At 72.1% G+C, this 24,509-nt stretch carries 23 protein-coding genes; 11 read left to right on the top strand and 12 right to left on the bottom strand.

The annotated features are described in order from the left end of the window. Positions 1–3: 3 nt before the first annotated feature. Genes AB0G01_RS19465 through AB0G01_RS19450 form a run of 4 tightly spaced genes read left to right on the top strand, consistent with a single transcriptional unit; the run spans position 4 to position 3,342 of the window. Positions 4–522: a YbaB/EbfC family nucleoid-associated protein gene (locus tag AB0G01_RS19465; RefSeq protein WP_360947276.1), complete on the top strand. Its 519-nt coding sequence runs from the start codon at positions 4–6 to the stop codon at positions 520–522. Further along, entirely contained in the window at positions 516–851 is a 336-nt protein-coding gene (locus AB0G01_RS19460; protein ID WP_360947274.1) for a hypothetical protein, read from the top strand. Before AB0G01_RS19465 ends, AB0G01_RS19460 begins: the two co-directional genes overlap by 7 nt. Then, positions 848–2,146 carry a hypothetical protein gene (locus tag AB0G01_RS19455; protein WP_360947272.1) on the top strand — a complete coding sequence of 433 codons (1,299 nt, stop codon included), beginning with the start codon at positions 848–850 and terminating at the stop codon, positions 2,144–2,146. The genes AB0G01_RS19460 and AB0G01_RS19455 overlap by 4 nt, the downstream gene beginning before the upstream one ends. Continuing rightward, positions 2,143–3,342 carry a hypothetical protein gene (locus tag AB0G01_RS19450; protein ID WP_360947270.1) on the top strand — a complete coding sequence of 400 codons (1,200 nt, stop codon included), beginning with the start codon at positions 2,143–2,145 and terminating at the stop codon, positions 3,340–3,342. The genes AB0G01_RS19455 and AB0G01_RS19450 overlap by 4 nt, the downstream gene beginning before the upstream one ends. 659 nt (positions 3,343–4,001) lie before the next feature. On the opposite strand, the gene AB0G01_RS19445 is transcribed toward AB0G01_RS19450, so the two are convergent. Beyond that, on the bottom strand, positions 4,002–5,429 hold the full coding sequence (locus tag AB0G01_RS19445; RefSeq protein WP_360947268.1) for an aldehyde dehydrogenase family protein: 1,428 nt from the start codon (positions 5,427–5,429) through the stop codon (positions 4,002–4,004). Further along, the gene (gene gabT, locus AB0G01_RS19440) at positions 5,426–6,706 is read right to left on the bottom strand and encodes a 4-aminobutyrate--2-oxoglutarate transaminase (RefSeq protein ID WP_360947266.1); all 1,281 of its coding nucleotides are present in this window, start codon (positions 6,704–6,706) and stop codon (positions 5,426–5,428) included. The genes AB0G01_RS19445 and gabT overlap by 4 nt, the downstream gene beginning before the upstream one ends. Before the next feature lie 81 nt (positions 6,707–6,787). Here gabT and AB0G01_RS19435 point away from each other — a divergent pair, with 81 nt between their 5' ends. Genes AB0G01_RS19435 through AB0G01_RS19425 form a run of 3 tightly spaced genes read left to right on the top strand, consistent with a single transcriptional unit; the run spans position 6,788 to position 9,121 of the window. After that, a complete protein-coding gene (locus tag AB0G01_RS19435; RefSeq protein ID WP_360947264.1) occupies positions 6,788–8,080 on the top strand; it encodes a PucR family transcriptional regulator in 1,293 nt (430 codons plus the stop codon). A 47-nt stretch (positions 8,081–8,127) separates the two neighbouring features. Then, complete coding sequence (locus tag AB0G01_RS19430; protein WP_360947262.1) at positions 8,128–8,610, top strand: hypothetical protein; 483 nt, start codon at positions 8,128–8,130, stop codon at positions 8,608–8,610. A gap of 10 nt (positions 8,611–8,620) precedes the next feature. Further along, positions 8,621–9,121 (top strand): hypothetical protein, encoded by a 501-nt coding sequence (locus AB0G01_RS19425; protein ID WP_360947260.1) that lies wholly within the window; start codon positions 8,621–8,623, stop codon positions 9,119–9,121. Positions 9,122–9,158: 37 nt separating this feature from the next. On the opposite strand, the gene AB0G01_RS19420 is transcribed toward AB0G01_RS19425, so the two are convergent. Continuing rightward, entirely contained in the window at positions 9,159–9,302 is a 144-nt protein-coding gene (locus AB0G01_RS19420) for a hypothetical protein (RefSeq protein ID WP_360947258.1), read from the bottom strand. Positions 9,303–9,492: 190 nt separating this feature from the next. On the opposite strand from AB0G01_RS19420, the gene AB0G01_RS19415 reads away from it, so the two are divergent. Further along, positions 9,493–10,842, top strand: coding sequence for a serine/threonine-protein kinase (locus AB0G01_RS19415; protein ID WP_360947256.1), 1,350 nt, complete (start codon positions 9,493–9,495; stop codon positions 10,840–10,842). 7 nt (positions 10,843–10,849) lie between these two features. On the opposite strand, the gene AB0G01_RS19410 is transcribed toward AB0G01_RS19415, so the two are convergent. From AB0G01_RS19410 to AB0G01_RS19380, 7 genes are all read right to left on the bottom strand, one after another. Further along, a complete protein-coding gene (locus AB0G01_RS19410) occupies positions 10,850–11,806 on the bottom strand; it encodes an LLM class F420-dependent oxidoreductase (protein WP_360947254.1) in 957 nt (318 codons plus the stop codon). A 10-nt stretch (positions 11,807–11,816) separates the two neighbouring features. After that, positions 11,817–12,464 carry an HAD family hydrolase gene (locus AB0G01_RS19405; protein ID WP_360947252.1) on the bottom strand — a complete coding sequence of 216 codons (648 nt, stop codon included), beginning with the start codon at positions 12,462–12,464 and terminating at the stop codon, positions 11,817–11,819. Between the two features lie 113 nt (positions 12,465–12,577). Continuing rightward, the gene (locus tag AB0G01_RS19400; protein ID WP_360947250.1) at positions 12,578–13,300 is read right to left on the bottom strand and encodes an alpha/beta fold hydrolase; all 723 of its coding nucleotides are present in this window, start codon (positions 13,298–13,300) and stop codon (positions 12,578–12,580) included. A gap of 81 nt (positions 13,301–13,381) precedes the next feature. After that, entirely contained in the window at positions 13,382–14,302 is a 921-nt protein-coding gene (locus AB0G01_RS19395) for a sensor histidine kinase (protein ID WP_360947248.1), read from the bottom strand. Positions 14,303–14,344: 42 nt separating this feature from the next. Then, positions 14,345–14,851: a GNAT family N-acetyltransferase gene (locus tag AB0G01_RS19390; protein ID WP_360947246.1), complete on the bottom strand. Its 507-nt coding sequence runs from the start codon at positions 14,849–14,851 to the stop codon at positions 14,345–14,347. A 64-nt stretch (positions 14,852–14,915) separates the two neighbouring features. After that, the gene (locus AB0G01_RS19385) at positions 14,916–15,293 is read right to left on the bottom strand and encodes an STAS domain-containing protein (protein ID WP_360947244.1); all 378 of its coding nucleotides are present in this window, start codon (positions 15,291–15,293) and stop codon (positions 14,916–14,918) included. A gap of 12 nt (positions 15,294–15,305) precedes the next feature. Further along, a complete protein-coding gene (locus AB0G01_RS19380) occupies positions 15,306–16,220 on the bottom strand; it encodes an exopolyphosphatase (RefSeq protein WP_360947242.1) in 915 nt (304 codons plus the stop codon). Positions 16,221–16,418: 198 nt separating this feature from the next. Between AB0G01_RS19380 and AB0G01_RS19375 the strand changes: the two genes are divergently transcribed. Next, on the top strand, positions 16,419–17,981 hold the full coding sequence (locus AB0G01_RS19375; protein WP_360947240.1) for a S8 family serine peptidase: 1,563 nt from the start codon (positions 16,419–16,421) through the stop codon (positions 17,979–17,981). A 108-nt stretch (positions 17,982–18,089) separates the two neighbouring features. After that, on the top strand, positions 18,090–19,673 hold the full coding sequence (locus tag AB0G01_RS19370; protein ID WP_360947238.1) for a S8 family serine peptidase: 1,584 nt from the start codon (positions 18,090–18,092) through the stop codon (positions 19,671–19,673). 106 nt (positions 19,674–19,779) lie between these two features. On the opposite strand, the gene AB0G01_RS19365 is transcribed toward AB0G01_RS19370, so the two are convergent. Both AB0G01_RS19365 and AB0G01_RS19360 read right to left on the bottom strand, forming a co-directional pair. Beyond that, the gene (locus AB0G01_RS19365) at positions 19,780–20,388 is read right to left on the bottom strand and encodes a YdeI/OmpD-associated family protein (RefSeq protein WP_360947236.1); all 609 of its coding nucleotides are present in this window, start codon (positions 20,386–20,388) and stop codon (positions 19,780–19,782) included. Positions 20,389–20,476: 88 nt separating this feature from the next. Further along, positions 20,477–22,147 carry a DUF885 domain-containing protein gene (locus AB0G01_RS19360; RefSeq protein WP_360947234.1) on the bottom strand — a complete coding sequence of 557 codons (1,671 nt, stop codon included), beginning with the start codon at positions 22,145–22,147 and terminating at the stop codon, positions 20,477–20,479. Positions 22,148–22,539: 392 nt separating this feature from the next. On the opposite strand from AB0G01_RS19360, the gene AB0G01_RS19355 reads away from it, so the two are divergent. Then, on the top strand, positions 22,540–24,348 hold the full coding sequence (locus AB0G01_RS19355; protein ID WP_360947232.1) for a trypsin-like serine protease: 1,809 nt from the start codon (positions 22,540–22,542) through the stop codon (positions 24,346–24,348). The last annotated feature ends 161 nt before the right edge of the window (positions 24,349–24,509 follow it).

Genomic DNA, 24,509 nt, shown 5'->3' with positions numbered 1-24,509 from the left:
TTGATGACCGACCCCCACCGGATGATCGAAGATCACGAGAGCCGCACGTCGGCCCTCTTGGAGCGGGCTGAGGAAGCCAAAGCCAGGATCGCCGAGCTGACCGGTTCCGCCACCAGCTCCGATGGTGCGGTGAGCGTGAGCGTCAGCGCGGGCGGTGCCTTGGTGAGCTTGTCGTTCGGTTCGAAGGCCGACGACATGCCGAAGGAACGCCTGGCCGCGCTGGTGATGTCCACGGCAAAGCGCGCCCAGGCGCGGGCCGTCGACCAAATCGCCACGATCATGGCTCCGGTGGTCGGCGACAACAGCGACGCGATGCGTTTCGTCCGGGAGCAGATCCCGCCGATCGACGTCTCCGACGAGCACACCGGCGAGCCGCAGCCGCAGTTCGTGGTGAACGAGGAACAGCAGGACGCGGCGGCGACCCGGCAGACGCCAGCCGCCCGGCCGGTGCGTCGCCCGGTCGAGGACGACGACACCGATTACGACCAGCGCGGCCTGTTCAAGAAGGACGGTGGTTGGTGATGTCCGGCGGGTACCAAGTCGACCTCGCGGTGCTCGAAGCGCACGAGCGCGAACTCAAGGCGCTCATCACGGGACTCCCGGACGCGGCGGACGCGGCGTCCGACTACGTCGGCAACGTGCAGGCATGGGGCGTCGTCGGCCAGTTCTTCGCGCTGGTGATGAAGAACTGGACGGACGACGCGAGCGAGTACGTCGGCACGGTCAAGCAAGCGGGCGACGCGGTGGTGGAGCGTTTCGCCGGCATGCGCCAGACCTACGCCGACCAGGAAGAGGCAATGGCGCAGGCGTTCGGGAAGCTGCGTGAAGGCCTGGACGGAGCCAAACCGTGAGCGACGAGGAACCGAAGAACACCACGGAACTGAACCCCCTCACCGCGTCCGAGGGATTCGAAGCCGACGATCTCACCGGGTTCTCCAACTTCGACAGCCCGACCCAGGCATGGGACGCCTCCGGCATCTTCGGCAGCGCCGCCAACACGATCTACGACGGGGTCAAGGGCGACTGGGGTGCCGTCGCCGGTGACCTCGCCGCAGTCGGCATGGACCTGCTCGGGTTCGTGACCAACCCGCTGGGCAGCCTGCTGTCCGCGGGCATCGGCTGGCTCATCGAGCACATCGGATTCCTCAAGGAATGCCTCGACCTGCTCGCGGGCGACCCGGACGCTGTGAACGCGATGGCGACGACGTGGAACAACATCGCAGAGCGCATGCGGGAGACCTCCGAGAAGTACTCTGACACCCTCGACACGCTGAGCGGTTCCCAGGGTGCGGCGATCGACGGTTACCGCAAGGCCGTGCGGGACTTCTCCAACGTGGTCGCGGGCGGTGCCGGCCACGCCACCTCCGCCGCCCACGCCATGACCGTGGCCGCGTCGGCCGTCGGTGTCGTGCGCGGCGCGGTCCGTGACGCCATCGCGGCGTTCGTGTCGAACGCGATCATCAAGTTCGCGGCGGCGACCGCGCTGGCACCGGTCACGTTCGGTGCGTCCCAGGCGGCGTTCATCGCCGACACCGTCGTGCAGGGCGCGATCACGGCAGGCAAGAACGCCAAGAAGATCAGCAAAGTGGTCAAGCAGCTTGAGAAGGTCGCCGACGACGCCAAGAACTCGCGGAACATGATCAAGGGAACGACCAGGAACCTCGAAAAGACCGTGACGAACTACAACCGCGACGCCGCGAAGCACGCCAACCAGGCGCTGAACATGGCGAAGAAGGCGCAGGCGGGCAAGCTCGACGCGGGTGACGCCAAGCGGTTGGAGGCTCTCGGCGACCAGGGCGAGAAGCTGAAAGGCGACAAGAAGGACGCGATCGACTCGCTGGCGGGCACGCGCAACGACAACCTCCGCGAACGCATGGGCACCGGCGACCCCCGGCTGGACAACGCCGGCGACATGCTCGAACGAGAGATCTCCCTCGGGCCCGGCCGGCCGGAGGTCAGCCTCCCGAACTACCCCAAAATCCTCGGCAACGCGGCGGTCCAGGAGTGGAGCGACCAGACCCACCGCGAGGCCGATGCCCAGGTCAAACAGGACGTGAAAGACGAAGCCTGGAAAAAGCACTGGGAGGAGCAGCGCGGGAACGCGGGCAGGACGGACCCGTTCCGGCGCGTGGAAGGCGACCTGTGATCGAGGCGTTCGCGCGCAGGACGGCCGGACTGATCCTGGTCACCCTCGGCGCGGCCGTACCGGTCGTCGCCTACACGCGCCTTGATGCGTGGGACGCCGAACTCGCAGGCCGAGCCGATCCGTCCCCGACCGGGCCGGTCGACATGCTGTTGGGCGGCATCGGCATCTGGTTGATCATCGGCACCGGGCTCTGGTGGCATCGGCACCGCACGACGATGTGGCCGATCTGGGTCCGCTGGGCGGCAATTCCGGGTCTGTTCCTCGCGGTCTTCACCTGCCTCTCCCTCACGGAGAAGAGGAACGCGCCGATCGCGCTTGCGGTCGGCGTGGGGTTGATCGTGGCCTGCTGGGCGTTGAGCGAGGCAGTACGGCTCGTCATGACCCGCCCCGTCACGGACGAGTTGATCGCGTCGCGACTGGAGATCCCGTTTCGTGCCAGGGGTCTCAAGGCGCGGTTGTGCGTTCGGCACGACAGACTCGTACTGGACAGTCTGGCCTCACGCCGGAAGCGGTCACGTGACGCGATCGCGGTGCCGTGGCAGGCGCTTCGGTCCATCGAGTTGGTCGACGTCGAACAGGAGACGGTCTGCCGGGTGCTGGTGTTCTCCGGTCTGCCGGAGGCGAACGCACGCGAGTTCGACGTGACTCCCGGTCCCGCGCTGCACATCGTCGGCACCGCACGCGAACTGCTCGTGCCGGTTACGCATGGGGTCGGACGTACCGTTCTGCGCGCGGTCAAGGCGCGATCAGCCGAGGTGGAAGTCGACGACGGCGAACTCGCCGAGGACGAGTGGCGGCGGAAGAGCGGTGTCCGCAGGACCAACGCGCTCACCCGCGCCCAGCGCCGCGCCGGCGTCCACTACCGCACCGACTACCGACCGTACCGCCTGATCCCCGTGGCCGGCTTCCTGCTGATGCCACTGTTCGCCTTGTCGGGCATGACGCTGTCGCTGGCCACGGGCTCGACGAAGTGGCAGGAACAGTTCTACGTCGTGGACGGGGTGGTGAACCCCTGGAACGTCGCGATCCTCGCTGTCGCCTCCATCGGGTTCCTGTACGTCCTGTACCGCTTGGTGGTGAAAAGCTTCCTGAGCTTCATGGAGGGGCAGAACTACATCGAGGCATACCCCGAACCCCCTGCCCGAGTGAAGACCGGGACCGTGCCCGGCTCCGGCAAGCGCAAGAAGAAGCGGTGACCCGGATCGAGCCCCACGAGACCGTCGCTCCCGGCTCCCCGGCACTGTGCTTGCCGGGGATGCCGTTCGTGCAGGCCGGACCGCCTGGTGGTGGGTGTTGAGGAGGCCGCCCAGTCGCTGGTGTCGGCGGCGGCAGTCCGGACTTGTGTGCTCCGTATACCCCAACCTGCGTGGATGGGCTCATCGGCAAGCGCAGGGCAGAGGTGTTCACTACCTGGGCACCTCCGTGCGGCGGGCACGCCACAAACCCGACCGGGCCGTGGTTCGCGCGGGTTCGCACCTCACGGCGACTCTCTGTGGTCAAGCGACGCGGCCGGCCCGAACGAGAGCGGTGCTCACCGCCTCTTCACTCGGTAGGCGCGGACGGCAGAGCGCTGGTTCCGCTGTCACGAGAATCTGTCACTTGTCGCATTGCGTGCTTCATCTGGTGATCGGCTGCGGGCTGCGGGTTTTCCATGAGCATCGCCAGCTCAGTAAGGGTCACTACCGAGCCGCTATGGGTGCGGATCGCGGTTCACACCGCACGCGGTGACCGTGTGTTCGGCGGTTGGGTTCCGCATTGCTGCCGTCGTTCACGCCAGTAGATCCCCAACAGTCTGCCCGTGCGTGCTCTCCACACCGGCAGTGTGGAGAGCACGCGCGGGCAGCGGTCGGGTGGGTTACAGGTCCAGGCCGGTGAGGACCAGAACGCGCTCCTCGGTCAGGTCGGTCATCGCGGCCAGTACGCCTTCGCGGCCGGTGCCGGACTCCTTCACGCCGCCGTAGGGCATCTGGTCCGCGCGGAAGCTCGGGACGTCGCCGACGATCACTCCGCCTACCGCCAGGCGCTTGGACGCCTTGAACGCCAGCCGCACGTCGTTGGTGAACAGGCCCGCCTGGAGGCCGAACCGCGAGGCGTTGACCTTGTCGAACGCCTCCTCGACCGACTCCACCCTGGTCAGCACGACCACCGGGCCGAAGACCTCCTCGTCCACCACCTTGCAGTCCGCCGGCACGTCGGCCAGCACGGTCGGGGCGTACACCGCGCCGTCCCGGGTCCCGCCGGTCAGCAGGGTCGCGCCCGCCGCGACGGCCTCGTCCACCCAGCTCTCGACGCGCTGCGCGGCGGCCTCGTTGATCAGCGGGCCGACGTCGGTCGACGGGTCCTGGGGCGCGCCGGTGCCGAGCTTGCGCACGTGGGCCACGACCGCGTCGGCCACCTCGTCGTACACGTCGGCGTGCAGGTACACCCGCTGCACCGAGATGCACGACTGGCCGCCCTGGTACATGGCGAAGGTGGCGATCCGCTGCGCCGCCCAGTCCAGGTCCGCCCAGTCGGGGCAGACGACGGCGGCGGCGTTGCCGCCCAGCTCCAGCACGACGTGCTTGCGCGGCACGCGGTCCAGGATTCCGTAGCCCACCGGGCCCGACCCGGTGAACGACACGATCGGCAGGCGCGGGTCCGCGACGAGCTCGCCCGCGACCTCGTTGGGCACCGGGATCACCGACCACGACCCGGCCGGGAGGTCGGTCTCGGCCAGGATCGACCCCAGCAGCAGCGCGACCAGCGGGGTCGACGGCGCGGGCTTGAGGACGATCGGCGCGCCGACCGCGATGGCGGGCGCGACCTTGTGCGCCACCAGGTTCAGCGGGAAGTTGAACGGCGCGATGCCCAGCACGACGCCGCGCGGGGCCCGTCGGACCAGCGCCATCCGGCCGGAGGCCGCCGGGTCGGTGTCCAGGCGCTGGAGCTCGCCGGAGAACCGGCGGGCCTCCTCGGCGGCCCAGCGGAACGTCGAGACCGCCCGGGTCACCTCCATCCGGGACCACTTCAGCGGCTTGCCGGACTCGGCGGTGATCAACGCGGCGACCTCCTCGGCGCGCTCGGCCAGCCGGCGGGACACGTGGTCCAGCGCGGCGGCGCGGGCGTGCGCGGGCAGGGACGCGAACTCCTCGGCCACGTCGGACGCGGCGGCGACGGCGCGTTCCACGTCCTGCGCCGTCGCGTTCGACGTCGTGCCGGCGAGCGCGCCGTCGAACGGGCTGCGCACCTCCAGCACGTCCGCGCTCGACGTGGCCTGCCCGGCGACCCAGTACGGGGTGTTCATCGTCCGACTCCTTCGACTATTGCCTGTTCCAGCACCGCCACGCCCTCCGCCAGCACCCCGTCCGGGATCACCAGCGGCGGCAGGAGGCGGATGACGTTGCCGTGGGTCCCGCAGGTGAGGACGACCACGCCGGCCGCGTGGCACGCCCTGGCGACCCGGGCGGCGACCTCGGGGGTCCGGTCGGCGAACTCGACCGCCAGCATCGCACCGCGCCCGCGCACGTCGCCGTGCCCGCCGACGGCGGCGCGCAGCCGGGGGAGCACGGTCTCCTCGATGCGCTGGGCGGCGGCGTTCAGGTCGAGCTCGACCATGGTGTCGATCGCGCCCAGCGCGGCGGCGCACGCGACCGGGTTGCCCCCGTAGGTCCCGCCCAGCCCGCCGGCGTGCACCGAGTCCAGCACCTCGGCGCGACCGGTCACGGCGGCCAGCGGCAGCCCGCCCGCGATGCCCTTGGCGGTCGTGACCAGGTCCGGCACCACGTCCTGGTGCTCGCAGGCGAACCACGCGCCGGTGCGGCAGAACCCGGTCTGGATCTCGTCGGCGACGAGCAGCACGCCGCTCTCCCGGCACCAGGCCGCCAGCGCGGCGAGGAAGCCGGGGGCGGGCTCGATGAACCCGCCCTCGCCCTGGATCGGCTCGATCACCAGGCACGCCGGCTTGTCCACCTGCTTCTCGATCACGTCGACCGTGCGCGCGGCGGCCTCGGGGCCGGTCAGCCCGTCGCGGTACGGGTAGGACATCGGTGCGCGGTACACGTCGGACGCGAACGGCCCGAAACCGTGCTTGTAGGGCATGTTCTTGGCGGTCATCGCCATCGTGAGGTTCGTGCGCCCGTGGTAGGCGTGGTCGAACACGACGACCGGCGCGCGCCCGGTGGCGTGGCGGGCGATCTTCACCGCGTTCTCCACCGCTTCCGCGCCGGAGTTGAACAGCACGGAGCGCTTCTCGTGGGTGCCGGGCGTCAACGCGTTGAGCCGCTCGCACACCTCCACGTACCCCTCGTAAGGCGTGACCATGAAGCACGTGTGGCTGAACCGGTCGATCTGCTCGTGCACGGCCGCCGCCACGCGTGGCGCGGGGTTGCCGACACCGGTCACCGCGATGCCCGACGCCAGGTCGATCAGCCGGTTGCCGTCCACGTCGACCAGCACCCCGTCCTCGGCCCGCTCCACGTACACCGGCAGGGTCGAGCCCACCCCGGCCGCGACCGCGCCCTTGCGGCGGGCGGCGAGCTCCAACGACCGGGGGCCGGGGATCTGGGTGCGCAGTCGGGTCACGGGTCCAGCATCCGTCCCCGGAGCCGAACCGGCCAGTGGAGGGAATGGCGAACGTGGGCAGAGACACTGTACAAAGTGTCCATGCCGCTCACGGTGGAGAGCCTGGCCCGCGAGGTGGGCCTGACGGTGCAGGTCGACGCGGGCCTGGACCGGCCGGTGTCCTGGGTGCACAGCACGGAGCTGGCCGACCCGACGCCGTTCCTCGAAGGCGGGGAGCTGCTGCTCACCACCGGCATCGCGCTCGGCCCGCACCGCGCCTACGTGCGCCGGCTGGTCGGCGCGGGCGCGGCCGGCCTCGGGTTCGGCACCGGGCTGAGCCACCGGCACGTGCCCGCCGACCTGGTCGCCGCCGCCCGCGCGGCCGGGCTGCCGCTGGTGGAGGTCCCGCGCAAGGTCCCGTTCATCGCGATCACCAAGGCCGTGTCGCGGGCCGTCGCGGCGGACGAGTACGCCGCCCTGACCCGCACGAGCGACGCCCAGCGCGCGCTCACCCGCGCCGCGCTGACCTCGACCGGGACCGTGGTGCGCCGGCTGGCGGTGCTGATCGGCGGCGCGGTGGCGCTGCTCGACGAGACCGGCGCGACCGCGCACGCCGACGGGGAGCTGCCCGACCTGCGCGCCGAGGCCCGGCGGCTCGGCGCGGGCCCGGCGGGCTCGGCCTGGGAGGCGGACGGGCGGCACCTGGCGATGCAGGTGCTCGGCCGGCGCGGCTACCTGGCGGTGGCCACGGCCGGTCCGCTGGACGTCGCCGACCGCAACATCGTCAACACCGCCGCGTCCCTGCTCACCCTCGCGCTCGCGCAGTCCGACGCGGTGGGCGCGGTGCGCCGCGAGCTCCGCACCGCCCAGTTCCGCCTGCTGCTGGCCGGGCAGCCGGTCGCCGACGCGCCGGCGGGACCCTTCCGGGTCTTCGTGCTGCCGAAGGAACTCGCGGGGGAGGAGCACGCCGACCCGCCCGGTTTCCGGGCGGATCACGAAGGTCACGTCGTGCTGCTCGCGCGGGAGGTCGACGGGCCCGCGCACGGCTCCGGCGAGGTCGACGCGGGCAGCGTCGCGCGGGGCTACCGGGAAGCGCTGCGGGCCCGGGAGGAGCACGTCGCGAACTTCGCCGACGTGCCCGGATCCGGTTTGCTGGCACCGGATGTCGCCCACCACGCGGCCACCCTGCTGGCCCCGCTGGACGCGTCGCTGCGCGAGTCCCTGCGGGTCTGGCTGGGCTGCCACGGCCAGTGGGACCCGGCGGCGGCGAAACTGGGCGTGCACCGGCACACCATCCGCAACCGGATGCGGCGCGTGGAGGAGCTGCTGGGCCGGCCGCTGGACTCGCCCGGGGTGCGAGCCGAGCTCTGGTTCGCACTGCACGCCGGGGGTTAGGCTGGGCCCGGTGCCGCCGCGACCGTCCTGGATACCAGGGGGTTCTCTTGGCACGATTACGTTTCCTGGCGCACGCAGCCGCAGCGGTGACCGTGGCGGCCGGACTGCTGACCGCCGTGTTCGCGGGGACCGCGAACGCGTGTAGCTGCTTTCCCGGCGACAACGAGTCCTGGCGTTACGCCCGAGCAGACCACGTGTTCGTCGCTGTCGTGACGGCCAAACGCCGTGAAGTCCGCGTCGAAGACCAGTTCATCTACACGGTCCTGGTGGGCAGGGAGTACAAGGGCGACGTCCCGCGCCGCGTCGAGATCGCCACGCACGTCCAGGGGTCTGCGTGCGGCATCGAACTCAAGATCGGCACCAGGTACCTGGTGTTCGGCAAGAGCGACAGCACCGGCGGGCGCGTGAAGTCCGGCCTCTGCGACGGCACCCGCCTCGCCTCGGGCGGTCCGCCGACCACGACCGGGATGCCCACGTCCACCACTGTGGCCGCACCCACCTGCTCCACGTCCACCGCCCTGCCGAGTTGAGGAGCGTCCTGTGACCCGCTTGCGTTTCCTGGCCCACGCCGCAGCCGCGGCGACCATGGCCGCGGGGCTGTTGACCGTGGCGTTCACCGGGACGGCCAACGCGTGCAGTTGCATGCCCGGTGACACCGAAGCCACGCGCTACGCGAGAGCCAGTCAGGTGTTCACCGGCGTCGTGCTCAGCCAGAAGCTGGAGCCCAACAAGCCGGACACGCCCAACGACGACCAGTACCGCTACACGTTGCGGGTGACCAAGGAGTACAAGCAGGGCGACCTGCCGCGCCGCGTCGACGTGTTCACCGCGACCAACGGCGCGATGTGCGGCATCCGGTTGACCAGGGGCGTCGAATACCTGGTGTTCGCGCACAACGCCACTTACGCGACCCTGGGCACCCACCTGTGCAGCGGTACCCGGCTCGCGTCGGGCGGCCCGCCGAACACCTCGCTGCCGCTACCCCCCACCTCCTCCACCTCGGTGTGGCCGACGACGTCCGGAGCCACGTCGGCACCGTGACCCCGGCGCGACCGCCGGACCGCGCGCGGACCGGCGGTCACGTCTCGTCGTGGCGGTACTCCTCGTCCTGGTCGGCGTCCGGGTCCTGGGCTTCCCTGGTCCCGTCGACCTCGCCCAGCGCGTCCAGCTTGGCGTCGGGGTCGTCGATGAACTCGTCGAGCGTCGGCTCGTGTCCGGTCATGGCGGGGGAGTACCCGGTGTCGCGCGAACCCGAACAGCGCGGTCGTCGCGCGACCGGGACACGTGGCGGTCCGTGACCGGAACGTTGCCGGGAGATGGACTCGAAACGGCGAACGGGGTAGCCCGCTGCGGAGCGTGACGGTAGTTTCCGGCGCACGGATGGCTCGGTCAGCGCAGTGGAGGTCGGCCGGATGTGGGACGGGGACCTGACCGGTGAAGTGGTCGACGGGCGGTACGCGTTAGGCGACCTGTACGGGTCCGGCGGCATGGCCGAGGTCTACCGGGCGTTCGACACGCGGTTGGACCGCAAGGTCGCGATCAAGCTGTTCCAGGGCACCGCGACGTCCGAGGACCGGATCCGGTTGGACCGGGAGGCCCAGGTCCTGGCCGGGTTGCGGTGCCCCGGCGTGGTCACCGTCTACGACACCGGCTCGTTCCGGGGCCGGCCGTTCTACGTGATGCAGCCGGTCGAGGGCGGCACCCTGCGCCGCCGGATGCGCGAGCCGCTCCCGCCCGAGGTGGTGGCCCGGATCGGCGCGCAGGTCGCCGAGATCCTCGCCCACGTGCACCGGCACGACGTCGTGCACCGCGACGTGAAACCGTCCAACATCCTGCTCGAACCCGGCGAGCGGCGCGCCTACCTGGCCGATTTCGGGCTGGCGCTCCAGGCCCAGGTGACCCGCGTGACCCGGTCCGGGATTCTGGTCGGCACGGCCGGCTACCTCGCGCCCGAACAGGTGCGCGGCGCGGACGTCGGGCCGGCGTCCGACGTCTACGCGCTCGGCCTGGTGCTGCTGGAGTGCCTGACCGGGCGGCCCGAGTACCCCGGCGGCGACACCGAGGCGGCGCTGGCCCGGCTGCACCGCGAGCCGCGCGTGCCCGAGCACCTGTCCGAGCCGTGGGGCGAGGTGCTGACCGCGATGACCCACACGAGGCCGTCGCGGCGGCCCACCGCCGCCGAGTGCGCCCGGCTGCTCACCGCCGCCGAGCTGGCCAGCGTCGGCGCTTCGCCGTTGACCGGGGCGCAGGCGGCGGCCCGACCCGAGCCCTTCGAGCCGCCCGAGCCCGTCGAACCGCCCGTCGACCCTCCCGGGACGCCTCGGCGGACGACGCGGCGGCGGGCCCTGCTGCTGCTCGGCGGGATCGTCCCGGTGGTCGGCGCGGTCGCCCTGGTGGCGGTGTTCGGCCTGAGCGGGCGCACGCCTGCGGAGACCCAGCAGCCGCCCGCCGTCACCACGGCGCTCACCGTCGTGGTGACCCAGTCGCCGTCCACGGTGACCGTGGTGGAGCAGGAGCAGGAGCAGGAGCAGGAGCAGGAGCAGGAGCGGGCCGGGACGGTGATCGGGGTGGCCACAGAAGTGCCTCGCGGCACGACCGCCCCCGTGCCCGCCGTGTCCACCGCACCGGTGGAGGAGGTCGAGCCCCCCAGCGCGGTGCCGGGAACCTCGGACCTCGACCGGCCGGTGGACGTGCAGCCGACGAAAGCGAAGGGCAAGCCGACGAGGACCGCGGGCGTGACCGCCCCGCCCGGCCGGGGCTGAGCGGTCGTCAGCGCAGGGCGGGCAGCAGCTCGTCCCGCGCGAAGTCCAGGAACCCCTCCTGGTGCGCGCCGCCGATCTGGACCAGGGCGAGGTCGGTGAACCCGGCCTCGGCGAACCCGCGCGCCGCCTCGACCACCGGGCCGACGTCCGGCCCGCACGGGATGCTCCCGGCCACGTCCTCCGGCCGCACGAACTGCGTGGCCCCGGCGAAACCGGCCGGGCCGGGCAGCTCGGCGTTGACCTTCCACCCGCCCGCGAACCAGCGGAACTGCTCGTGCGCCCGCGCGATCGCCTTGTTCCGGTCCGGGTCCCAGCAGATCGGGAGCTGGCCCACCTTGCGCGACTGCCCGCCCTGGAACACGTCCCACTCCCGGGACAGGTCCGCGTCCGGCTCGACCGCCACCATCACGTCGGCCAGCGGCGCGAACGTGCGCACCGACTGGCCGCCGGACACCGCCACGGCGATCGGCACCCGCTGCTCGGGCAGGTCCCACAGCTTCGCCGAGTCCACCCGGAAGTGCCGGCCCGGGTAGTTCACGTACCCGCCGTCGAACAGCAGCGAGATGATCTCCACGGCCTCCCGCAGCATCTCGTGCCGCACGTTCACCGCCGGCCACCCCTGCCCGGCGACGTGCTCGTTGAGGTTCTCGCCCGCGCCCAGGCCGAGGGTGAACCGGCCGTCGCTGAGCAACTGCACGGTGGCGGCCTTCTGCGCGACGACGGCCGGGTGGTACCGGAAGGTCGGGCACGTCACGTAGGTCATCAGCCCGACCCGCTCGGTGGCCTGGGTGACCGCGCCGAGCACGCTCCACGCGTACGGCGAGTGCCCCTGCTCCGCCAGCCAGGGCGAGTAGTGGTCGCTGACCACCTCGAAGTCGAAGCCGGCCCGCTCGGCGAGCCCGGCGTGCCGCACCAGCTCCCGGGGGCCGGCCTGCTCGCTCATCAGGGTGTAGCCGATCCGCACGGTGCCCTCCTCAGGCCAGGGGCAGGTCGGGCAGGTCCGCCCGCACCAGGTCGAGTTCCTCGTACACGGAGGACGCCCCGTGCTCGCGCAGCTCGGCTTCGCCGAACCCGCCGGTCCGCACCGCCACCACCGGTCGCCCGGCCCGCCGCGCGGCCTGGCAGTCCCACACGGAGTCGCCGACGACCACCGCGCGCGCGTCCGGGGCCACCCGGCTCAGCGCGACCTCGATGAGGTCCGGCGCGGGCTTGCTCTCGTCCACGTCCTCCGAGGACGTCGACTCGATCCCGTCGACCTCCAGCAGCTCCACGTAGTGGTCCACGTGCCGGCGCTTGCCCGAACTGGCCAGCACCACCGCGAAACCCGCCTCCACGGCGGCGGTCACCAGCCGGTGCGCGCCCTCCAGCGGGCGCACCTCGTGCAGCATGGGGTCGAAAGCGTCCTCCCACGCCTGGCGGATGTCGTCCCCGCGGGTGTCCTCGACGTGCTGCCCGGCGACGGCCGCGACCAGCTTGTCGCCGCCCATGCCGATGGCGCGGTGGAGCCGCCACACCGGCACCGTCAGGTCGAACTCCCGGAACGCCCGGAACCACGCCACCGCGTGGTGGTAGTTCGTGTCGACCAGGGTTCCGTCCACGTCGAGCACCAGCGCATTGGTCACGGGCAGTGGTTAGCCCGAGCGGACCAGCCGCAAACCGCACCCGTCCCGGGACCACCCCGACCGGGGGTCCGACGCCGTCCCACCAGGCACGACCGCTCGCGGCGGGCCGGCTGTCAGGCCAGGAACGCGGTGATCAGGCGGACCCACTCGGCCGGTGCCTCCAGGGCGGGCGCGTGACCGCTGTCCAGCTCCGCCCAGCGCGCGCCGGGGATGCCGTCGGCCAGCGCCCGCGTGCAGGCCGGCGTGATCAGCCGGTCGTGCTTGGTGCCGATCACCAGGGTCGGCACCCGCACGTCGGCCAGCTCGGCGGTCAGGTCCACCCGCTGCACCAGGTCCACCTGCTCGTCCACGCCGACCGGCGTGGTCAGCGCGACGATCTCCAGGAAGCCCTCGGCCTGCGCGGCGGACATCGACCGGTGGAACGGCTCGCCGAGCACCACCGACACGACGAACCGGGCCAGCTCCACCCGGTCGCCCGCCGCGAGCAGCCGCCGCCACCGGTCGGTGCGGGCGCGGGTCTCGTCGTCGATCCGGGCGAAGCCGGCGGTCAGCACCAGCCCGGTCACGCGGTCGGGGTACCGCAGCGCCGCCCGCACCGCGACCGCGCAGCCCAGCGAGTAGCCGAGGACCGCGAACCGCTCCTCGCCCGCCGCCGCGACCAGCCGGTCGGCCAGGTCGTCGAGTTCCAGCGGGCCGTCGGCGCGCGGGGTGTCGCCCGAGCCGGGGAAGTCCACCGAGTACACCGGGCGGGTGCGGGACAGCACCGGGATCACCGAGGAGAAGTTCGCCCGCACGGTGCCGCCGGCACCGTGCGCGAGCAGGAGGGCAGTGGTCACCCGGTCGATTCTGCCGGGCCCGGCGGCACGAGGTGGCGGTCCGGTGGGGGAGGGGGCACGACCTGCCCGCGCCGCGCGTGGTCAGCGGGGGTCGAGGTAGACCCGGATCGCGGTGCCGTCCTCCCTGGTGTGCACCCGGACCAGGTCGCACAGCAGGTTCACCAGCATCACCCCGTACCCGCCGTGCGCGGACGGCCCGGGGTGCCGCCGGCCGACCATCGGGTTCACCAGCCGGCCCTGGTCGCGCACCTCGCACACCGCGGTCGGGCCCTCCCGCCACAGCAGCACGACGCCGTGCCCGTCGGCGTGCACGACGCTGTTGGTCGCGAGCTCGTTCACCGCGAGCACCAGGTCTTCCACCCGCTCCTCGGGCAGGTGGGCGTCGCGCGCGAACGCGGCCACCGCGTGCCGGGTCTCGGTCAGGCGGTCCACGTCGAAGCGCCGCTCCAGCGCGTCCGGCGGTGGGGGCGGCAGCGGGCGGTTGAACTCCTCGACGACCAGGAACGGGTCCCGGTAACCGGTGCTGGACCGCCGCCGGGTGCCCTCGACCACCACCGGGTGGGTCGTCTCGGCGTCGTGCAGCGCAGAGGGGTCGAGCGCGTCGACGTCGTACGGGCACAGCATCCAGGCGGGCCGGTCCTCGAACGCGGTGTTGACCAGCGCCTCGTGCTGCACGCAGGCGGGGTACTCCAGGTCCGTCCGCCCGGCCCACACCGGTTCGCCCACGATCCGCACCCGGCCGCCGCGCCCGCCGTCGGTGAACGTGGCCAGCACGCCGGGGATGATCCGACCCGGGTTGCGGCCGGCCCGCGCCATGTCCAGGAACTCCACGTGGTCCGCCCGCGCGCCCAGCGCGCGGCGGAGCAGGTCGACGTTCGGCTGGGGCACCACCACCAGCACCGGCTCGCCGGCGGACAAGCCGTCCAGCACGAATGGCGCGGTACCGGCGACGTACTCGTCCGCGTCGCGGTAGAGCAGTGCCTCGTGCACGAAATCGACCACTGGGGGAGCCTCCGAACGGTCGTCTGAGGGAGGTCTACCCGTTCAGTATCGCTTGCGAACACCGTTATCGATCCTCCGGTGCAGGCACACACGTTTGACGGGGTCCAATCCGCGCCGCGCCTCCTCCGCGACGACCGCCGCCAAGGCGGGTGAGAGCTCGGCGACCTCCCGGAAACCGAGGCGCTCGTAGTAGGGGGCGTTCCACGGGATGTCCCGGAACGTGGTGAGCGTCAGCCCCGCCAGGCCGCGACCCGCCGCCCACTCCTGCACGTGGTCCAGCAGCCGCGCGCCGATGCCGCGCCGGGCGTGGTCGGGGTGCACGCTGACCTGCTCGACGTGCGCGTGCCCGTCGAGCTCCACGACGGCGATCCAGGCCACCGGACCGGGATCGGCGGCCACCCACACGTGCGAACGGGCCAGCTCGTCGAGCGGCAGGTGGTCGTCGTCCGCGATCTCGGGCATCCCGAAATCGCGGAACGGCGCTCCGGAGGCGTCCTCGATGCGCTGGAGGAGGGGGAACTCGTCGGGGCGGGCGGGTCGGATGTCCACGCCGGGATGATCGGCCGGCGGACCGGTGCGGCTCAACCCGGTTGCCGACCGGCGGTGGCGCGGGTCACCGGGGCCGCGCGGAGTTCGAGCGCTGGTCCGGGATCGCCCGGCCCGCCGCCGCTGCCGCCACGTCCGGGAAGTGCGGGAACAACCGGTCGAGGTCCATCTTGCCGAACACCCGCCGCACGTGCGGCGGCACGGCCGCCAGGCGCAGCCAGCCACCGGCCCGCTGCGCCCGCGCGCGCGTCCGGACCAGCGCGCTCATCGCCTGCGCGCCGCAGAACGCGACCCCGGACATGTCCAGCACGATCCGGTCCCGACCCTCGGTCACCAGGCGGTCCAGTTTGTCCAGCACCCGGCGGGCCCCCGCCAGGTCCAGCTCCCCGGTCGCGACGACCACCGCGCACCCCGTCCGGTGGGCTTCGACCGACAACGCCAGCATTCCCTGGTCCCCTCACGCCACCCGGCAGATCTCGTCGTCGCCCGCCCCGGTCAGGGTGAGAAGCAGGCCTTCCCGCGTCGACCACGGGCAGATGGCCACCTCGTCGTGCCCGGCGGCCGTCATCAGCGCCTCGGCCACGACCGCGCCCGCCGCGCTCTGCCCCGCCCGGTGGGGGGAGATGCCCGGCAGGCGCGCGCGTTGCCGCTCCGACATCGCGGCCAGCCGGCCGGACCACCGCCGCAGGTCCTCGATGCGCAGCGACCTGCGCACGTCCGGGCCGTCGCGCTGCGGTCGCGCGCCGGACAGCCGGGCCAGTTGCTGGAACACCTTCGAGCAGCCGACCGCGAAGTGGTCGCGGAGGTCGCCCATGCCGTCGATGCCGTGCAGGACCGACGAGCGCAGCTCGATCGGGTCGACCGGGGACCGGGACAGGGTGCGCGCGCCGTAGGGCAGCGAGGCGGCCAGGACAGGTCCCCCGGTGGACCCGGCGGCCACCTCGACCGTGCCGCCGCCGATGTCGAGCACGACCATCGGACCGGTGTCCACGCCGAACCAGCGGCGCGCCGCGAGATAGGCCAGCCGGGCCTCCTCGACGCCGGTCAGGGACCGCAGCGCGACCCCGGTCCGGCTTTCCACCTCGGCGAACACCTCGGCGGCGTTGGGCGCGTCGCGCAGCACGGAGGTGGCCCAGGGCAGCACCGCGCCCACCCCCGCGCGCTCGGCGACGTGGCGCGCCTCACGGACCGCCGCGACCACCTGGTCCACGCCGGATCTGCGAACTCCGGCGTTCCGGTCCAGACTGAGGTCGAGTCGCAGACGGGTCTTGTGGGACAGCACGGGGCGCAACGTCGGGTCTTGGACCACGACGAGGTGCGCGCTGAAGCAGCCGACGTCGAGCACGCCGACCTGACCTGGTCCTCCGGACATCCGTTCCCGCCACCGCCCACTCTTCGAAGCCCCGGGGTTCCCACGGTGACATCGGGTGAAACCACGTTTAGTTTGCGTAGCCCTACGTAGTACTACCCGGGTTGTTCGTGGTCGCGCGCCGCCCGAAGGTGGAAATCACATGGCCGTCAGTCGTCACCGACCCCTGCATGGCGGCCGAGTGGAACGGGAGAACACCCCATGCGACATGATCGCTCGACCCCGCGACGGGTCGTGACCGCCTGTCTGGCGACGACGGCGCTGATGGCAGGTGTGGGCTACGGCTACGGGTACGCCGCCGAGGGCGCGATCCGCGGCGCGGACGCGCCCGGCACGGTCGCGGACGCCTACATCGTCGTGTTCAAGGACAGCGCGGTCGGGGCGCGGCAGACCCCGGCCAAGGCCGGTGACCTGGCCGCGAGGTACGGCGGCAAGCTCAAGCTCACCTACACCGCCGCCCTGCGGGGCTTCTCGGTGTCGATGAGCGCGGCCCAGGCCCGCCGGCTCGCCGCCGACCCGGTGGTGGACTACGTGGAGCAGGACGGCATCGCCAAGGCGTCCGGGGTGCAGGACAACCCCACCTGGGGCCTGGACCGGGTCGACCAGAAGAACCTGCCGCTGGACAAGAAGTACGTCTACGCCAACACCGCGGCGAACGTCACGGCGTACGTCGTGGACACCGGCATCCACAAGACCCACGGCGACTTCGGCGGCCGGGCCGTCGACGGGTACGACTTCATCGACAACGACGCGGTGGCGCAGGACTGCAACGGCCACGGCACGCACGTCGCGGGCACCATCGGCAGCGCCACCTACGGCGTGGCCAAAGGCGTCGAGCTGGTCGGCGTCCGGGTGCTCGACTGCCAGGGTCAGGGCGAGTGGTCGCAGGTCATCGGCGGCATCGACTGGGTCGCCAAGAACGCGGTCAAGCCGGCGGTGGCGAACATGAGCCTCGGCGGCGGCGCGGACTCCTCGGTGGACAACGCGGTCAAGAAGGCCGTCGCGGCCGGTGTCACCTTCGCCGTGGCGTCCGGCAACGACAACAAGGACGCGTGCTCCACCTCTCCCGCGCGGACCCCCGAGGCGATCACGGTCAACGCCACGGACAGCTCCGACACCCGGTCCACGTTCTCCAACCACGGTTCGTGCACGGACATCTTCGCGCCCGGCACCAGCATCACCTCGACGTGGCACAACGGCGGGACCAACTCCATCAGCGGCACGTCCATGGCGACGCCGCACGTGGCGGGTGCCGCCGCGCTGTACCTGTCGGGCAAGACCTCGGCCTCCCCGGCCGAGGTCGCCAAGGCCCTGACCGACAACGCCACGAGCGGTGTGGTGAAGAACCCGGGTTCGGGTTCGCCGAACAAGTTGTTGTACACGGCGAACTTCGGTGGTGACGTGCCCAACCCGCCGTGCTCGGGCGGGTCGAACGCGGATGACGTGGTGATTCCGGATGCGGGTTCGGCGGTGTCGAGTGCTGTGACGGTGGTGGGTTGTGACGGGGTCGGTTCGGTGTCGACGTCGGTGAAGGTGGAGATCGACCACTCCTACTCCGGTGATCTGGCGGTTGACCTGGTGGGTCCGAGTGGTGCTGTGTTCGTGTTGCGCAAGTCCGGTGGTGTGGGTTCGGTGAACGGTGTCCATGAGACGTTCACCGTGAACACGGGGTCGGAGAACAGGAACGGCACGTGGAAGTTGCGCGTGACGGACGTGTACTCCTACGACACCGGCACGGTCGACGGCTGGTCGATCACCTTCTAATCCGCGACCGGACGTCTCCTCTCCACCGGTAATTCCCTCTCGATCGGGCGATCCTCGGCTGCCGTGCCGCGGATCGCACCACCCCTGCGCTCGTGGAGGAAACAGATCATGGGAGCACCACTCAAGACCGTGGCGGTCGTCGCCGCGCTGGCCGCGCTCGGACTGACGCCGCCGGCGTCCGCCCAGGCCGAAGCCGACTACGTCAAGGCGCGCCGGCCGCTCGCGGGCAGTTTCCTGGTGTCGCTGAAGGACGTGCCGCAGAACCGGGCCACCGGGCAGGCCCAGATCCAGGCCCAGATCCAGGCGCAGATCCAAGAGTCCTCGGAGCACCTCGTCGGCCGCTACGGCGGCAAGCTGAAGACGGTCTTCTCCGTGGCCATGCGGGGTTTCCTGGTGCGCGACCTGTCCGACGGGCAGGCCCGCAGGCTGGCCGCCGACCCGGTCGTCAAGCGGGTCTACCAGGACGGCACGGCCAAGGTCGCGGACACCCAGGACAACGCGACCTACGGCATCGACCGGGTGGACCAGAAGAACCTGCCGCTGGACAAGAAGTACACCTACAACACCACCGCGTCGAACGTCACGACGTACGTGCTCGACTCGGGTGTCCGCAAGTCCCACAGCGATTTCGAGGGCCGCGCGAGCTACGGCTACGACTTCGTGGACGAGGACCCGGAAGCGCAGGACTGCAACGGCCACGGCACCCACGTGTCGGGCACCATCGGCGGCAGGACGTGGGGCGTCGCCAAGAAGACCAAGCTGGTCGCGGTGCGCATCCTCGGCTGTGACGGCAGCGCCCCGGACTCCGACGGCGTCGAGGGCATCGAGTGGATCGCCAAGAACGCGGTGAAACCCGCCGTGGTCAACGGCAGCTTCACCTTCGACACCCCCGGCATCGGTGACGACGCGATCACCCGGCTCACGGCGGCGGGCGTGACGTTCGTGGTGGCGGCGGGCAACAGCTCGGCCGACGCCTGCAACACCGGCCCGGCGCGCAACCCCGCCGTGATCTCGGTCGGGGCGACGGACAACAACGACAACCGGGCGTCGTTCTCGAACTACGGTTCGTGCGTCGACATCTTCGCGCCCGGCAACAACATCACGTCGACCAGCCACTCCGGCGACACCGGCAGCGCCACCATGAGCGGCACGTCGATGGCCTCGCCGCACGTGGCGGGCGGCGCGGCGCTCTACCTGGCGGGCAACCCGTCGGCGACGCCCGCCCAGGTGCTGAAGGCGTTGACGGACAACGCGACCAGCGGTGTGGTGAAGAACCCGGGTTCGGGTTCGCCGAACAAGTTGTTGTACACGGCGAACTTCGGCGGCGACGTGCCCAACCCGCCGTGCTCGGGCGGGTCGAACGCGGATGACGTGGTGATTCCGGATGCGGGTTCGGCGGTGTCGAGTGCTGTGACGGTGGCGGGTTGTGATGGTGTTGGTTCGGTGTCGACGTCGGTGAAGGTGGACATCGACCACTCCTACTCCGGTGATCTGGCGGTCGACCTGGTGGGTCCGAGTGGTGCTGCGATTGTGTTGCGCAAGTCCGGTGGTGTGGGTTCGGCGGGTGGTGTCCATGAGACGTTCACCGTGAACACGGGGTCGGAGAACAGGAACGGCACGTGGAAGTTGCGCGTGACGGACGTGTACTCCTACGACACCGGGACCGTGGACGGCTGGAGCATCACCTTCTAGATCTCCCCAAGGCCAACTGACAGGTGCGGGTGAGGCGGGGCGGCGTTCGGGTTGTGGACGCCGCCCCGCTGCCGTTCGCGCGGGGAGGACGTCTCCGGCGGCCCGGTCATGCCGGAGGCAGCGCCCGACCACGTCCCGCGCCGCTCCCCGCGTCCGCCGCAGCGAGTTCGGCGACGATCCGGGCGAGCTGCCCGGACCTGGCCCGGGGCGTCCGGGCCTTCATCAGCCGCAGGAGCAGCCCGTACCGCCGGGTGCGGTCCAGGACCGCGAACCGCTCGCGGGCGGCGGGGTCGCGCTCCAGCGCCTCGGCCAGGTCGTCCGGCACGGTCGCGGTCGCCTGCGACTCGTACGCCGCCGCCCACCGCCCGTCCTCCTGCGCGGCCCGGATCGCGGCCCACCCGCCGTCCCCCATCCGGCCCGCCGCGATCAGCGCCTCGGCCTTGGCCACGTTGACCCGGGACCACGAACCGCCCGCGCGGCGCGGTGAGTAGCGTTGCAGGTAGTGGTCCTGGTCGAGCGCGCGCCGTTGACCGTCGATCCAGCCGTGGCACAGCGCGCCGTCCAGCGCCTCGGCGATCGTGACCGACGTCCGGCCGGAGTTCTTCTTCGCGATCTTCAGCCACACGCCGTCCGACTCGCCGCCGTGGGCGGTCAGCCACCGCTCCCACTGGCCGGCGTCGATCAGGTCGAGGGGTTCCACGGTGTCCTCCGTCATCCCGGGCGTCGTCCCGGGCGTCGTCCCGGGTGACACCCATCGTGCGCCGGGAAAGTGCTCATCCTCCGAGCACTTTCCCGGCGGGTGCTCAGGCCGTTCCGAGCCACCGGTCGACGATGCCGGTCAGCGCCTCCAGCGGCACGGCCCCGTTGGACAGCACCTGGTGGTGGAAGTCGCGCGGGTCGAACCGGTCGCCCAGCGCCCGTTCCGCCCTGGTCCGCAGGCCGTCGATGTGCAGCCGGCCCAGCAGGTAGGCCGTCGCCTGGCCCGGCCACGCGATGTACCGGTCGATCTCGTTGCGCACGTTGGACTCCGTCGCGGCGGTGTTGTCCCGCAGGAACGCCAGCGCCCGGTCCCGCGACCACCCGGAGTGGTGCATCCCGGTGTCCACGACCAGCCGGCACGCCCGCCACGCGTCGAACGACAGCATCCCCATCCGGGTCAGGTCGTCGGTGTAGAGGCCCATCTCGTCGGCCAGCCGCTCGGTGTACAGGCCCCAGCCCTCGGCGTGCGCGGTCACGTAGACGAACCGCCGGAAGTCCGGGACGTCCTTCAGCGACTGCGCCACCGCGATCTGGAGGTGGTGCCCCGGCACGCTCTCGTGGAACGCCAGCGCCTCGTACTCGAACCGGGGCCGCGACCGGGGCAGGTGCGTGTTCACCACGTGCGCGCCGGGCCGCGAGCCGTCGTCGGCGGGCTGCCGGTAGTAGCCCAGCACCGAGCCCTCGGCTTCCGCCGGGTGCATCGGCTCGACCACGCAGGGCGCGATCTCGTAGTGCCGGAACCACCGGGGCAGCGCGCCTTCCGCGCGTTCCAGCGCCGCGACCGCGCACGCCACGATCTCGTCGGCGGTGTCGAAGCGCAGTTCCTCGTCGTCGCGCAACCGGCGCAGCACGTCCGGCACGGCGGACGTGCCGAACAGCCGCGACCCGAGCTCCGCGACCTCGTCGTGCACCTCGGCGAGCCGGTCCAGGCCCACCTGGTGGATCTCCTCGGGCGTGAGCCCGGTCGTGGTGTGCGCCCGCACGGCCGCCGCGTACGCCTCCTCGCCGCCGGGCACGAAGCACACGCCGACGTGCTCGTCGTCCCGCGCCAGGGGCAGCAGCACGTCGGTGAGCACCCCGGCCAGCCGGGCGAGCGCCGGCCGCACGGTCCGCTGCACGACCTCGGCCACCCGGGTCGCGTCGTCGCCCTCCGCCGGGCGCAGGAACGGATCTCCCGCCAGGTCCGACGCCAGGTAGCCGCGGAGCTGCGCCACGGCCTGCCGCACGCCCGACGTGGTCGGGTGCCGGCCGTCCGCGCCCGCCTCCCGGTACCGGTCCCCGGCGGCGTCGAAGTACCCGCCCAGGCCCTCCAGCCGGCGCAGGTAGGCCGCGGTGTCGTCGGGCGTCGCCAACCGCACCACCGGCACCGTGCCGAACACCAGGTTCTGCACGCCGACCAGGCTCGCGGACACCGCGATCTCGGCGGTGCCGAGCCCGAAGCCGCTCACCAGCTCGGCGCGGTGGTCGCGCACCAACCGGTCCAGCATCGCGTGCGTCACGACGTCCTGCCCGGTCAGCCCGCCCGGGTCGATCCCGTCCAGCCGCCGCCGGAACCCGTCCAGCCGGTCGACCCGCTCGCGGTCGGCCTCCCGGCTCGGATCGGGCACGTCGCCGTCGTGCCCCGCGACGCCGTACGCGGTGGCGGCGAACGGATCGGTCTCGATCACGTCCTGGAAGTAGTCCGCCGCCAGGTCGGCGAGCCGCTCGTCGGTCACAGTGCCCCCTCGGGAGAACGGTTCTGGTGGTCGGCAGGGTAGTGGCCGGCCCCGGCCCCGGGCAGGCGTCACAAGGAGGGTCCGCCGGGACCGGGCCGCGTGCGACCCGGGCAGGGGACCCGGCACCGCCGACCGGGTGAACGCGGCGTGCGCCGTCGGGCCGCCGGCGGTGCGAGCGCGGAGCGACCGGTGGTCCCGCCCGCCGGGACGACCGGTCTGTCCTCAAAGGACTTACGCCGGCCCCGCGCGCCACGATCGGCGCGGTGCGGGCGCATTAGTGCCGTACCCCTACGGACCACGACCCTGATTGTTCCCGCACCGGTGCGGCCCGACAGTGAACCTCGCCGCCCCACCCCCTGCTGGAGCGGCTGTCCGCCTGGAAGGGAAACACAGTGAAACGACCACGTCCCAGGGGTCTCGCGCCCCTCGTCGCGGCGGCCTTGCTGCTACCGCTCCTGCCCCTGTCGGGAGCTTCCGCCGCGTCGGGCAACGCCCCCGCCGCGAACTACGAGGGCGACACGGTCCCGGTCAGATCCGACTCCGGCGCGCTGTTCCACAACGGGCAGAGCGCCACGGTCGACGAGTTCCCGGGGATCATCGCGGGCATCCGCGCGGGCGGCACCCGACCGCAGGGCCAGACCTGCACCGGCTCCGTCGTCGCGCCCCGCAAGATCCTCATCGCCGCGCACTGCGCGGACGCCCAGGGCGAGAAGAGCTTCGTCTACGGCCTGGACGACCTCGACGCGGGCGGCGGGTTCCGCACCAAGGCGGTCGAGTACAAGAAGCACCCGAAGTACGTCAACTTCGACCAGGGCTACGACGTCGCGGTCGTCACCACCGCCGACGACATCCCGGTGCGCGGCGGCGCGTACGCGCGGTTCGCCACGTCCGCCGACGCCGGGCTGGCGACGCCGGGCAAGAACGGCCTCGGCTTCGGCTACGGCAAGAAGGACTTCGACGACAACCGGCGCGACGTCACGCTGGACAAGGCCACCCTGCCGATCGTGAACGGCGACTCGGTGTGCCAGGGCGTCGGCGCGGGCTTCAAGTCCGCCACGATGATCTGCGCCGGGTACCCCGACGGCCGCACCACGATCCTGCCCGGTGACAGCGGCGGCCCGCTGATCGTGGACGGCAAGATCGTCGGCGTCGCGTCGTGGAGCCGCAGCGACTTCAAGTGGTACGGCGTCTACGGGCGGCTGACCAACGACATGGGCGACTGGGTAGAGCAGGAGGTCGGCGCGCCGCAGTCCGACTTCACGCTGGGCGCGTCGCCGTCGAGCCTGGAGGTCGTGGCGGGCAAGCACGCGTCCACCACGGTCACCTCGGTGGCCGGGTCCGGTGGTGCGGAGGGCGTGACGCTGTCCTCCTCGGGGCTGCCCGGTGGGGCCAGGGCGGTGTTCCAGCCGACGTCGATCCGCACCGGGTCGAACGCGAAGTTGACCGTGGAGACCAGCGCCTCCACGCCCAACGGCACCTACACCGTGACCGTGACCGGCACCGGTTCCGGCGGCAAGACCGCCACCGCCACGGTGTCGCTGACCGTCAAGGGCGGCGACCAGGTGCCCGGTGACTTCACCCTCGGCCTGTCGCCGTCGAGCCTGAAGGTCGCGGCGGGCAAGCACGCGTCCACCACGGTCACCTCGGCCGCCGGGTCGGGCGGTCCCGACACGGTGGCGTTGTCCGCCTCGGGGCTGCCCGGTGGAGCCAAGGCGGTGTTCCAGCCGACGTCGATCCGCACCGGGTCGAACGCGAAGTTGACCGTGGAGACCAGCGCCTCCACGCCGGCCGGCACCTACACCGTGACCGTGACCGGCACCGGGTCCGGCGGCAAGACCGCCACCACCGCGCTGGCGTTCACCGTCGAGGGCGACGCGCCCGGCGGCGACGTGGCGGTCCGGCTCAGCCCGTCCTCGGCGTCCGTGCAGCAGGGCTTCTTCGCCCAGTTCTCGGTCACCGCGTCCGGCGGCACCGGCACCCTGTCGCTGACCGCGACCGGGAACCCGGCGGGCTCGCAGTTCCAGTTCAACCCGCGTTCGGTCGCCCAGGGCGGCACGAGCACCGTGTTCGTGTCGACCGGCTTCTCGACGCCGCCCGGGACCTACCAGGTCACGATCAAGGCGACCTCGGCCGACGGCCGCAGCGGAACGGCCGCGTTCACCCTGACCGTGACCCGGTGGGGTGGCTTCGGAGTGGCCTAGCCCCGGCGGAGGGCTCGTCACCGGAGCGGACCCCGGCCCACCGGCCGGGGTCCGCCCTGTGCCGGGGGTACCTCGCCCGCCCTGCCGGCCCGGGAAAGGGCCTCGGGACGTCGGGACCGGGCGGGGTCGCCACACGTGATCTTGGTCACCGCGGCCCGGTG

The sequence above is a fragment of the Actinosynnema sp. NPDC023587 genome, from assembly GCF_040640215.1.
Classification (GTDB): domain Bacteria; phylum Actinomycetota; class Actinomycetes; order Mycobacteriales; family Pseudonocardiaceae; genus Actinosynnema.
This window is presented reverse-complemented; position numbering and strand designations above follow the sequence as displayed.

What these genes read in the sequence shown, in the direction of transcription:
- AB0G01_RS19370 (WP_360947238.1), top strand. Translation starts at nt 18,090, where the DNA reads ATGGGAGCACCACTCAAGACCGTGGCGGTCGTCGCCGCGCTGGCCGCG.
- AB0G01_RS19365 (WP_360947236.1), bottom strand. Translation starts at nt 20,388, where the DNA reads ATGACGGAGGACACCGTGGAACCCCTCGACCTGATCGACGCCGGCCAG.
- AB0G01_RS19465 (WP_360947276.1), top strand. Translation starts at nt 4, where the DNA reads ATGACCGACCCCCACCGGATGATCGAAGATCACGAGAGCCGCACGTCG.
- AB0G01_RS19385 (WP_360947244.1), bottom strand. Translation starts at nt 15,293, where the DNA reads ATGCTGGCGTTGTCGGTCGAAGCCCACCGGACGGGGTGCGCGGTGGTC.
- AB0G01_RS19435 (WP_360947264.1), top strand. Translation starts at nt 6,788, where the DNA reads ATGCCGCTCACGGTGGAGAGCCTGGCCCGCGAGGTGGGCCTGACGGTG.
- AB0G01_RS19380 (WP_360947242.1), bottom strand. Translation starts at nt 16,220, where the DNA reads ATGTCCGGAGGACCAGGTCAGGTCGGCGTGCTCGACGTCGGCTGCTTC.
- AB0G01_RS19420 (WP_360947258.1), bottom strand. Translation starts at nt 9,302, where the DNA reads ATGACCGGACACGAGCCGACGCTCGACGAGTTCATCGACGACCCCGAC.
- AB0G01_RS19445 (WP_360947268.1), bottom strand. Translation starts at nt 5,429, where the DNA reads ATGAACACCCCGTACTGGGTCGCCGGGCAGGCCACGTCGAGCGCGGAC.
- AB0G01_RS19375 (WP_360947240.1), top strand. Translation starts at nt 16,419, where the DNA reads ATGCGACATGATCGCTCGACCCCGCGACGGGTCGTGACCGCCTGTCTG.
- AB0G01_RS19415 (WP_360947256.1), top strand. Translation starts at nt 9,493, where the DNA reads ATGTGGGACGGGGACCTGACCGGTGAAGTGGTCGACGGGCGGTACGCG.